The following is an 11,055-nucleotide window of genomic DNA, read 5'->3' on the forward strand; positions in this document are numbered from 1 at the left end:
ATTGAGTGTGGAAGAGTATTGCTCTATGTTTTTTTGTAATGTTTGGTTTTCATAGGCTAATGCTTCATTCTGTTGTTGCATTTCTGCATATATTCTGTTGAGTTCGTCCAGTTGCTCTTGCACGCCTTTGTTGTCTTTTATTTGTGCATTGAGTTCCTGCATCCTCGCTTGGTTGTGCTTGATGGCAATTTCGTTTTCGCTTATCTGTATCATGCTTCGTCGTATATCTTCCTCTTTCTTTTGTATGATGTGTTCTTTCCTCATCAGTTTACGTTGGTAAATATAGATAAGGACAGCTATCAAGAAAATCAGTAGCAACAGTGTAACAAGTGCGTTGCGTGTATCTTTATCTTTTTCTATTTTCAGTTGGTTCTTTTCGTTGATGATTTTTTGTTGGTTGTATTTCTCTTGCATTTCGGCTAATTCTTGTTTTCTATGTGAATTATAAATGGAGTCTAATCCAATCAGATATTTATCATTATAAAATATAGCATCTTTATATTTGTGCTCTTTTTTACTCAAATTATATAAGGCATGATAAACTTCATTCACAGTAAAGGTATTTGTCTTAAATAACGTGGCTTGATTAAAAAAATAATATGCGGAATCTATTTGTCCCATTTGATTATAAATTTCTCCTATTATTAAATTTGTTTGTCCTTTAAAAAAAACTATGCTATTATTGTTTATGGCTTGTTTAGCATGATATAGGGCTTTCTTATAATCTTTGATTTTTAGATAAACTCCTGCAAGTTCATTAGAAGCTGCTATGACATTTTTTATATTATGGTTTTCTTTGGCTATATTAATGGCTGCTTGGTAAGATTCAATAGCAAGATTTATTTTTTCCAATATTGTGTAAGTTCTGCCTAAATAAATTTGTGAGGAAATGATATATTTAAGATTTTTGGATTGAATCGCATATTGATATGCTTTATTGAATGCTTCAAGGGCGTATTCTTTATATGAGCGACGGGCATATATACAACCTAATTCTGCATAGATTAAATGGCACAGTTGATAGTCGTCAGTTTTCTCTGCATACGTTGTTGCTTTTAGAAGAAAATTTTGTGCCTCTTCTATATTTTTGTTATCATAAAAGATTTCTCCTTTCAAGTATAGCACCAATGCTTTCCGTTGTGCTTCCTCTTGTTCCATAAAGTACTTATATGCAATGTTGGCTAATGAATCGTTTTGCTTTATATACATCTTATATTTAGCTTGCGTCATCAGCAACGCCCAAGTGGCGTGTTCCAACTTCTGCGTAGCATCCGGCATTTCCATATTCTGTAGTATATGCAATGCGCTGTCTGGGTGTTGGTACATAATGGTTTCTGCCTGTATCAGTTCCGGTAGTGATGTGGAAGATTGTTCTTTGGAAGAACAAGCAGTGAAGAACAAAAAGGTGATAGATATTATCGTAGTTGTTATAAAATAAGCGATTTTCATAGCATATTAATATTAAAAAATAGATTTTGTTGCAAATATAAAATATCTTTCAATTATAGCCAAGTAAAAGTGTTGCAATCACAGGTGTTTGAAGAAACTTATACCTAACACAATCGGATTGAAAATCCGATAGAACAGAACTCCATATTCCCGTTGCAAATATAAGGTAGAGTCAGTCCGGCAATGCCGGACTGACTCTTTTCTTAAAAGAATCGTGTAACTGATGATTTTCTTTTACATATCTTTATGCAACATACCATCTCGCTTTTTCCGGCACCGGGAAAGGCTGGGTTCCTCGGTGCCGAAGAGGGGGTTCCTCGGTGTCGAACCCCTCGTTCCCCAGTGTCGGTCAGCTACCCTTGCGAGAGGCTATTCTGGGCAGGGGTAAAGGAAGAAAACAGGTAAGGGGTGAAATGCTTACAAATTACATCTATAAATGAACTAATATCAAATGTTTTTTTAGAAAAAGAATAGGATAAAATGAAGATTTGAGAAGAATTGAGCATTTCAACTGACTGTCAGTAGGTTTGGGCATAGGTTGGCACAAGGTGGCACAGATGGGGAAGACAGGCTTTGGGAAGAATATGGAAACAGATGCACTTCCAAATCATTACCCGATATCGGATGCACTTTTAATACTAACGGTCTATATTTCTGCGTTCTGCGTAGGTTTACATTCTGCCCTTACAACTCCCATAAACTAATTTTGCACCAAACAAAAAGTAAGGATTATGAGGAGTACATTCAAGACCGTGTTCTACGTGAACGCAAGCAAAGAGAAGAACGGAGTTGTCCCCATCATGGGACGTGTGACCATCAACGGGACTATCGCACAGTTCAGTTGCAAGCAGACCATCCCAAAAGCACTTTGGGACGCAAAGGGAAACCGTGCCAAAGGCAAGAGCAAGGAGGCACAGGCGGTAAACTTCGCGTTGGACAACATCAAAGCGCAAATAGTGAAGCACTATCAGCGTCTTTCCGACCGTGAAGCCTGTGTGACCGCTGAAATGGTACGTAACGCTTATCAGGGCATAGGCACAGAATATGAGACCTTGTTACGTGCCTTTGACAAGGAGAACGCGGCTTTTGCCAAACGTGTGGGTAAAGACCGCTCCAAGCGCACATATCTGAAATACCTGACTGTCCGCAAGTATGTAGCCGAGTTTATCAGAAAGCAATATAAACGTGCCGACATAACGATGAACGAACTTACGGAGGACTTCATCCGCGACTATTGCCTGTACCTGCGCAACGAGGCAGGGCTTGCGCAATCTTCCGTGTGGATATACTCCATACCATTGAAACATATCGTCACCACGGCTCACTACAACGGAAAGATACCAAGAAACCCGTTTGCAATGTACCACGTTGACCCCGACCATAAGGAGCGCGGCTTTCTGACGGAGGAGGAACTTCAGGCATTGGGCGCAATCAAACTGGAAAATCCAAACTTCGCGCTGGCAAGGGACTTGTTCCTGTTCGGATGCTGGACGGGCATATCGTTCATAGACATCAAGAACCTCACGACTGACAATATCGTGGAAATGAACGGTGCGCAGTGGATTGTGTCGAAACGGCAAAAGACAGGTGTCCCGTTCCAAGTCAAGCTGATGGACATTCCGATGCAGATAATCAAGCGTTACGAGCCGTTCCGAAAAGACAAGAGGCTATTTAACATAGGCTCACTTGACATGGTAAACAAACGCATAAAGAACATAGCGAAGAAGTGCGGTATCGAGAAGCCGGTTTCCTTTCACCTCAGCCGGCACAGCTTCGCTGTCATGGCATTGAACTACGGTATGCCGATAGAAAGCGTGAGCAAGATACTCGGACATACGGACATCAAGACCACGCAAATTTATGCCAAGGTAACGAACACGAAACTAAACAGCGACATTTCCGCCTTTGAGAACAAAATAAGCGGACGTTTCGACATATAACCGCTTGATTATGGAACGGGGCATTATTACGATGAATGAGTACGGTAGAGTGACTATACCCACTTCTACAAATGTATGGATGACAGAGGCAGAGCTGTCCTCATTGTTGGGTACAATCGCCCCAACACTCCGTGCCGCCATCCGAGCCGTATATAAGAGTGGAGTGCTGAAACGACATGAGGCAGAACGGTATATCCGTTTGCCCGACGGCTACGGCATGGAAGTGTACGCCCTGCCTATGGTCGTGGCAATTGCATTCCGCATCAATACCCCATGTGCGGCAATGGTGCGCGATACCCTGCTGGAAAGGCTGTACGGGCGAAAAGAAAAACAAGTCCTGTGGGTGTCAATTGACAGACCGATGTGCGAGTGTTAGAGCGTGGGTACGTACCTACGTAAACAGCCCGAAGAAGCGAGAAAGGAATGCTTCTTCGGGCTTTCTTTTTGTTTTGCCGCACCTTTTCTTATGTGCTTTTCTGCATTTTCTTGTCAGTTTGTTACGATTGCGCCGTTCCGCTTCGTTTTGCGTATCAGAGTTTTATGCGTTGCATCATAACTTTGCACCCGATTGTTTAACCCGTTGCCGACACTGCTGTCGGCGACACAAAACCAAGCAAAGCCTATGGCAGAACAAGACGAATTCATCCGTGTGGGGACAACCCTCTACAAGATTGTTGACCAGCCGCTGATTGACGGGGGCTGTGTGAAGAAACGCATCGCATGGAACTCCGAGACCTTGCGGCAGGACTACGGCAAAGACCGCATGGCTACCGTGCCGAAGTATGACGGTTTCTGTACCGTCCCCGACCATGTGGGCTACAAGCCCGTTGTCGGAAAGTTCCTCAATCTCTATGAGCCGATAGGACACCGACCGCAGGAGGGCAGTTTCCCCTGCATCCGCTCGTTAGTGGAGCATATCTTCGGAGAGCAATACGAGTTGGGCATGGACTATCTGCAACTGCTTTACCTGCAACCTGTCCAGAAGCTGCCTATCCTGCTGTTGGTGTCCGAAGAACGGAACACGGGCAAAAGCACGTTCCTCAATTTCCTGAAAGCCATCTTCCAAGACAACGTGACGTTCAACACCAATGAGGACTTCCGCAGCCAGTTCAATTCCGATTGGGCAGGCAAGCTGCTCATCATGGTGGACGAGGTGCTGCTCAACCGCAGGGAGGACAGCGAACGGTTGAAGAACCTCAGCACCACACTTTCCTACAAGGTGGAGGCGAAAGGCAAAGACCGTAACGAAATCGGTTTCTTCGCCAAGTTTGTGTTGTGTTCCAACAACGAGCATCTGCCCGTCATCATAGATGCAGGCGAGACACGCTATTGGGTACGCAAGATAGGACGATTGCAGTGTGATGACACCGATTTCCTGCAAAAGCTGAAGGATGAAATCCCCGCTTTCCTGTACTTCCTTATCCATCGGGAATTATCAACGAAAAAAGAAAGCCGTATGTGGTTTGCCCCGAAGCTGATTGATACGGAAGCCTTGCGGAAGATAATCCGCAGCAACCGCAACCGCCTCGAAATAGAAATGGCGGACTTGCTGCTTGACATCATGGCGAAGATGGAAGTGGAAACGGTGTCATTCTGCCTGCATGACATTATCCCCCTGCTGCTGTGTTCGCAGGTCAAGGCAGAGAAGCCGCAGGTGCGTAAAGTGGTGCAGGAGTGCTGGAAACTGTCCCCTGCACCCAACGGGCTTACCTATACCACCTACATGTATGGCGGCGAGGGACGCTACCAACCACGCAAGGGAGTGGGCAGATATTACACCGTGACCAAGGAACTGCTGGAAAGCCTGTGATATTCTGTTGAATTGTTGAATAGATATAATAGAATGTTGATATATAGTAATATACAGACTCAACAGAATACCAACAACGCCCAACGGACGATGAAGAGGGAGCGCGGCAGCATCCAATTCTGTCCTCACTCCTTCTTTTCGTTGCCGTTTGTTGGGCATTATGCGTTTGTTGAAACTAAGTTGAGTGCATATAAAACAATATATCAATATGTTATGTGCCATATTCAACACTTCAACGCTTTTACACCCGTCAACAAGTCTGTGGGGAAACGGCAGGGCATTCCAAGTGGGTATTACGTATACCGATATGCCATCATGTCAACAAGCAGGCATGTCAACGTGACGGCACGAAACCATGACGACAAACCGACAGGGCGGCATGACGTACCACCCAAGCTGGCGAAAGAAGAAAAAGCATCCGGCGACCACTGATTGCGCAGCGGATTTTAAGAACGGAAAAGCCATAGCTCATTAGGGCGTTTTCTTCACGCACCGCTGCGCTAATGCTAAAAACGCCCCAATGAGCCAACGGGGTTACCCCCTCTGGACACCCCCGTTTTCATGCGGCACGACCGCAACGGACGGGCATGAACAAACAAGTTTGTAGAACCTATAAAAACAAAAGACAAAAATGGGATACATAAGCATCCAATTCAACAAGGCGAAAGGCTCGGCGGACACGGGCGCGTCCGACCACATCGAACGCAAGACCGTCCCCAAGAACGCCGACTCTACACGCACCTGCCTCAACCGTGAGCTGGTGGACTTCCCCGATGGCGTGACAGACCGCACCGGAGCAATCAATCACCGCATCCGCACGGCAGGCATCAAGAGGAAGATAACGCCCGACCAAGTGAGGGCAATCCGCATCGTGCTTTCAGGCACGCATGAGGACATGATGAAAGTGCAGGACGAGGGCAGACTGAACGAATGGTGTGCCGACAACCTGCAATGGCTGCACCGCACTTTCGGACGGGAGAACACCGTTTCGGCAGTCCTGCACATGGACGAGCATACGCCGCACATCCACGCAACGGTTGTACCGATTGTAACGGGCGAGCGCAGGAAAGCGAAAAAGAAGCAACAGGCAGAGGGCAAGCGCACCTACCGCAAGAAAACGGATGCCATTCGCCTGTGCGCCGATGACGTGCTGACACGTGAAAAGCTGTCAGCCTATCACGACAACTACGCCGAAGCAATGGCGAAATACGGCTTGCAGCGTGGTATCCGTGGCTCGGAGGCACGGCATACCACCACCGCCCAATACTACCGTGATTTGAAGCGGCAGACGGGAGAACTTGAAGCCAATGTGCAGCAGTTGCAAACGGAAAGACAACAGGCGGAACAGAAACTTGACGAGGTGAAGCAAGGAATCAAGTCGGAAAAACTGGAAGCCGCTAAGACCGAGGCGAAAGCCGCACTCGTGGCAAAGGTCGGTTCTCTTTTGGGTGGTGGAAAGTTGAAAGCGGAAAGGGAAGGGTTTCAGCAGCGCATAGCAGAACTTGAAAATCAAAATGCAAGATTAGAGCAATATATCAAGCAGATGGAATGTGAACACCAAACCCAATGCAGCAAGTTCGGTGAGTATATAGACAAGGTAAAACGATACTTTCCTCATGTGGATAAATTGTTGCCCCTGATAGACTTCTGTCGTAATACGTTGCACTTCTCCGAACAGATAATCCAAGAATTGTGCAAGTTGAAGAAGGTGAAGTTAAAGGGTGATTTTTATTCACCCGAATTTAACCGTAAATTCCATGCAGAAGGTGCGGCTTTCTCGTTTGAAGAAGATAAAAGCAGAACTGGACATTTCCGAATATGCGTGAATGATATTCCGCTTGTGCAATGGTTCCGGCAGAAGGCGCATGAATGGAGAAACGGTTTGGGGATTACTACCCAAAAGCAAAGTAATGGGATGAAAATTTAATGCACGCGCATAAATCCCGTTCAAACAGTCTCAAAAAGTAAAGAAAATCATTCAATGAAAGGAATTTATCAAGGATTTTAGCTACTTTTGCAATTGGATTGGGGAAGCCCTTTCCGAGACATAGAAAAAGAAGAAGCGTTATGCTTATCTTGTAGAACGGAAACCTGAGAAATTTCTGAATTGTGTACAAGGGTAGCATAGTGGTTCTCACGCTATAGCGTGGGCTGCTATTACTACATCTGTACACAGGGTTTTCTCAGGACCTCCGAACTAAGACGTAGCATCGCAGTGCCACGCTTCGTGTTTTGGATAAGTGTCAATAATTATCATTAAAATAGTGAACATTATGAAGAATGTTATTACCTTACTATCCTGTGCAGTTGCATTAGTTATGACTTCTTGCACACTCTCTAACGAGGAAAAAGCTGAGAAGTTGGTTAAAGAGACGCTTAAAGACTATCTCTATCACCCAGATTCTTATGAACCAATATCAACAAAAGTTGATAGTATGTTCATTGATGTAACTACTATTGAACCTATTATGAAAATTAGTGAGGACATCAAAGATTTGATGTCTAAAATAAACAGATGTAAAATGAAAGTCGAATCCGCAGAATCTTCTATGGATATTTTTGCTCCTAATGGATATTCTTCTCAATACTCTCGTGGAGAATATGCGCGGGCAAAAAAAGAGAAAGAAGAAGCCAAATCTGATTTGGATAAATATACCAAGAAACTTTCAGAACAACTTGTTTCTCTAAAAGAAAATGTTGCAAAATATCACAAAGGTGAATTTACAGGTTGGGCGGTAAGTCATAGATTTAGGAGTCTTAATGGCGCAGGCTCAATGACCATTCCGGGAGAAATGATTTTCTTTTGCGATAAAGAGTTTACAACTTGTGGCGGTTATGAAGTTGATAAGTTTGAGAACTTTGCAAAAATCTTGAAAGCTGTAGATGAAGCAACTTCTGATGAAGATATAATAGATTATTTTAGGGAGGATAGCTTTTTACTGTAACTCCCGTCTTTTAATAGAATAGAAAGTTAGCGTGCCTTCATGGCACGTTAACCTTTTATACAATGTAAACTTTATCAACGGCAAATCTTTCTTTTAGTATGCAGGCATTGTTTATTGGGGTAATTTGTATTATAACTATTTCAATTTGTTATATAGCTATAACAAGAACACGCCTAAAAAATAAGTCCAAGGAACTTTCTGAAAAGTTAAACCACATATCTTCTTATAGCAATAAATCCAATTATGAGCAAGCAAGAGAAAGATTGTCGGCATTAAACAACGGAGCATTTATTGATATTCCGTCCGACCTTAATAGCACTTTTTCAGGGAAGATAATATCTGCAACGCAAGAAAAAGATTTTGTCAATCATTATAAGCCGCATTTTCAAGAAGCATATTCACTTGTTAAGAAACTTGAAGCCTTTAATATCACTCCATCTGAAACCATATCCAAATTTATCAGTGACTTTGGGGCTATCAATAGACTTGTAAAACAACATAATGAGGGAATCATTACATTTCTACTTGACACGCATAAAGAGTTTTTCGACCATTGCCTAAAATATCCGTTAGACAAGCAACAAAGACGCTCAATCGTTTCAGAAGAAGAAAATTGTTTAGTAGTCAGTAGTGCAGGGAGTGGAAAGACTTCATCCATCGTAGGGAAAGTAAAGTATTTGACTGAAATAAAGAAAATCAACCCTCAAAATATTCTCCTTATCAGCTACACAAACAAGGCTGCCGCTGAATTAACAGAAAGAATGGGTATTGCTGGTTTGCGAGGGTACACTTTTCACAAACTTGCCCTTGACATTATCGGACAGACAACAGGACAAAAGCCATCAATATATGAAAATACGGACGCGCTCTTCGTGAAAATCTACCATGAATTATTGAACGACAAGAAATTCAAGAAAAGCGTAATAGAATACTTCATTGATTATCAAACGCCCGAAAAGGAGTGGGAAAAGCGGAAGAATGAGCGTAGGCAACAACTTTCAGAGCAAAAAGAGGTGCGTTTGAAAGCAACGTTTCCCGATATGGACGGAAAAACTGTTTATGTACGGAGTGAACAAGAGCAGAAAATATGCTTTGCGCTATCTTCCCTTAGCGTAAAATTCAGATATGAAGAGCCATACGAGCATCCATTGGTAGACGAGATGCACTCTCAATACAAACCGGATTTTTCCATTTATTTTGAACAAGGTGGAGAAACAAAGCGAATATATTTAGAGCATTTTGGAGTGGACGAGCATGGGCTTGTTCCTATATGGTTTGCCAAAGACAGAGGCATTACCTATGAAGAAGCAAACCAAAAGTACAACGATGGCATAACATGGAAAAAAGCGGCACATGAGAAATTCGGCACTAAGCTGTTGACAACTTCAAGTGCAGACTTTCATTATTCCGATATTCGGGAGAAGTTGAAAACCTTATTGGAAAAGGCTGATGTTTCCATCCAAGAGAAAACAGATGCAGAATTATACGATATGGTTCTTCCCCCGAACAGCAAGCATGAGAAGGCTTTTATCCGCCTTGTCGTGACTTTCGTGACATTGATAAAGTCAAGTTGCAAATCTGTAGATGAAGTATTAAGGCAAACTAAAAACGCAGGGGACGAACGCAGTACGTTCATTATCAAAAACATCTTTCAGCCCGTTTATAAACGGTATATTGAAGAATTGGCGAACATCAACCAAATAGATTTTACGGATGCAATTCTGCAAGCTACCGACATTTGTCGTTCCTCCCATCCTGTGAAGTATGATTATATCATTGTGGATGAGTTTCAAGACATATCAGTTGACCGTTACAACTTCTTAAAAGTATTGCGAGAGGGAAATCCACCCGCCAAGTTGTATTGTGTGGGCGATGACTGGCAGTCCATCTATCGTTTTTCGGGGAGCGACATGGCACTTTTCAATCAGTTTTCAGATTACTTTGGCCAGACAGAAATCAATAAGATTGAAACAACATATCGGTTTGGAGAGCCTTTAGTCAGCCTGTCCTCGCAATTTATCCAACGCAACGAAGCCCAAATTAAAAAGAACATCCATCCTTTTAACCCACAAGTTAAAACAGAATTACAGTTTTGCGATTATGAAAGACGAGATTATTGCAATGTTATCGGACAATTGGTCGCGTCAATTCCATTAGACAAATCAGTCTTTTTGTTAGGGAGATATTCCTTTGACGATTATTACCTGTCGTTCATGTATAAATTCGTGAAAGAGGGTAATCGCTTTTTCTATATCATCGGAGACAGGAAAATAGAGTTTCTGACCGTTCATAAATCCAAAGGACTTGAAGCAGACTATGTGATAATTCTTCAATGCAACAAGGACACATACGGGTTTCCCTCACTTGTAAGCGATGACCCTGTGCTTAATTATGTCTTGACAAAAAGCGACCAATATCCATACGGAGAAGAACGCAGGCTGTTTTATGTAGCCATTACCAGAGCTAAAGTAAAGACCTATATACTGTATGACAGACGCTTTCCTTCCGTTTTCGTGGACGAATTCTTGCATCCGGAAAAAGTCACGGAAGAAAGTTATGCCAAGCATCCAAACGCCAACAAAAAGTGGACACGCAGTGCGGATAATTTTCTGCTTACCCTTTATCATGAAGGGAAAAGTATAAAATACATAGCCGAGAAAATGGGCAGAAGTCAAACCTCGATAGTAATGCGATTAGGAAAATTGGAAGGGAAACGGCAATAAAATACTGATTGCATTTCGTTTGTCGAAAATATATGTTACCTTTGCATAGAGTTGTTTGACAGCAATGTACTGCACATCGCAGAATTTATGACCGTTGCCAAGTCATTACCTCACTTGTGGCAAAAAGTGCGCAAGTTGCTTATTCCTAAATTATTCCTATCTTATAGCTGTATTTTCGGGAAAAATAC

8 protein-coding genes are annotated in these 11,055 nt (G+C 42.9%); 7 read left to right on the plus strand and 1 reads right to left on the minus strand.

What is annotated here, in order from left to right; translation table 11 throughout:
• Nucleotides 1-1,449: tetratricopeptide repeat protein (locus tag HU824_RS08620; RefSeq protein ID WP_176468614.1), on the minus strand; the 1,449-nt coding region annotated here is incomplete at its 3' end.
• Between the two features lie 731 nt (nucleotides 1,450-2,180).
• Between HU824_RS08620 and HU824_RS08625 the strand changes: the two genes are divergently transcribed.
• The 7 genes from HU824_RS08625 to HU824_RS08655 all read left to right on the plus strand — a co-directional run bounded on the left by HU824_RS08625 (nucleotide 2,181) and on the right by HU824_RS08655 (nucleotide 10,867).
• Entirely contained in the window at nucleotides 2,181-3,389 is a 1,209-nt protein-coding gene (locus HU824_RS08625; RefSeq protein ID WP_104404213.1) for a site-specific integrase, read from the plus strand.
• A 10-nt stretch (nucleotides 3,390-3,399) separates the two neighbouring features.
• On the plus strand, nucleotides 3,400-3,765 hold the full coding sequence (locus HU824_RS08630) for a hypothetical protein (protein WP_024988510.1): 366 nt from the start codon (nucleotides 3,400-3,402) through the stop codon (nucleotides 3,763-3,765).
• A 246-nt stretch (nucleotides 3,766-4,011) separates the two neighbouring features.
• On the plus strand, nucleotides 4,012-5,199 hold the full coding sequence (locus HU824_RS08635) for a primase-helicase family protein (RefSeq protein ID WP_104404212.1): 1,188 nt from the start codon (nucleotides 4,012-4,014) through the stop codon (nucleotides 5,197-5,199).
• A gap of 33 nt (nucleotides 5,200-5,232) precedes the next feature.
• Nucleotides 5,233-5,631 carry a hypothetical protein gene (locus tag HU824_RS08640; RefSeq protein WP_024988509.1) on the plus strand — a complete coding sequence of 133 codons (399 nt, stop codon included), beginning with the start codon at nucleotides 5,233-5,235 and terminating at the stop codon, nucleotides 5,629-5,631.
• A 199-nt stretch (nucleotides 5,632-5,830) separates the two neighbouring features.
• Nucleotides 5,831-7,126: a MobV family relaxase gene (gene mobV, locus HU824_RS08645; protein WP_104404210.1), complete on the plus strand. Its 1,296-nt coding sequence runs from the start codon at nucleotides 5,831-5,833 to the stop codon at nucleotides 7,124-7,126.
• A 346-nt stretch (nucleotides 7,127-7,472) separates the two neighbouring features.
• On the plus strand, nucleotides 7,473-8,144 hold the full coding sequence (locus tag HU824_RS08650) for a hypothetical protein (protein ID WP_008646048.1): 672 nt from the start codon (nucleotides 7,473-7,475) through the stop codon (nucleotides 8,142-8,144).
• Between the two features lie 98 nt (nucleotides 8,145-8,242).
• Nucleotides 8,243-10,867, plus strand: a complete 2,625-nt coding sequence (locus HU824_RS08655; protein WP_104404209.1) for a UvrD-helicase domain-containing protein — start codon at nucleotides 8,243-8,245, stop codon at nucleotides 10,865-10,867.
• Nucleotides 10,868-11,055 lie beyond the last annotated feature (188 nt).

Source organism: Bacteroides sp. L10-4, from assembly GCF_013373675.1.
Lineage (GTDB): Bacteria > Bacteroidota > Bacteroidia > Bacteroidales > Bacteroidaceae > Bacteroides > Bacteroides muris.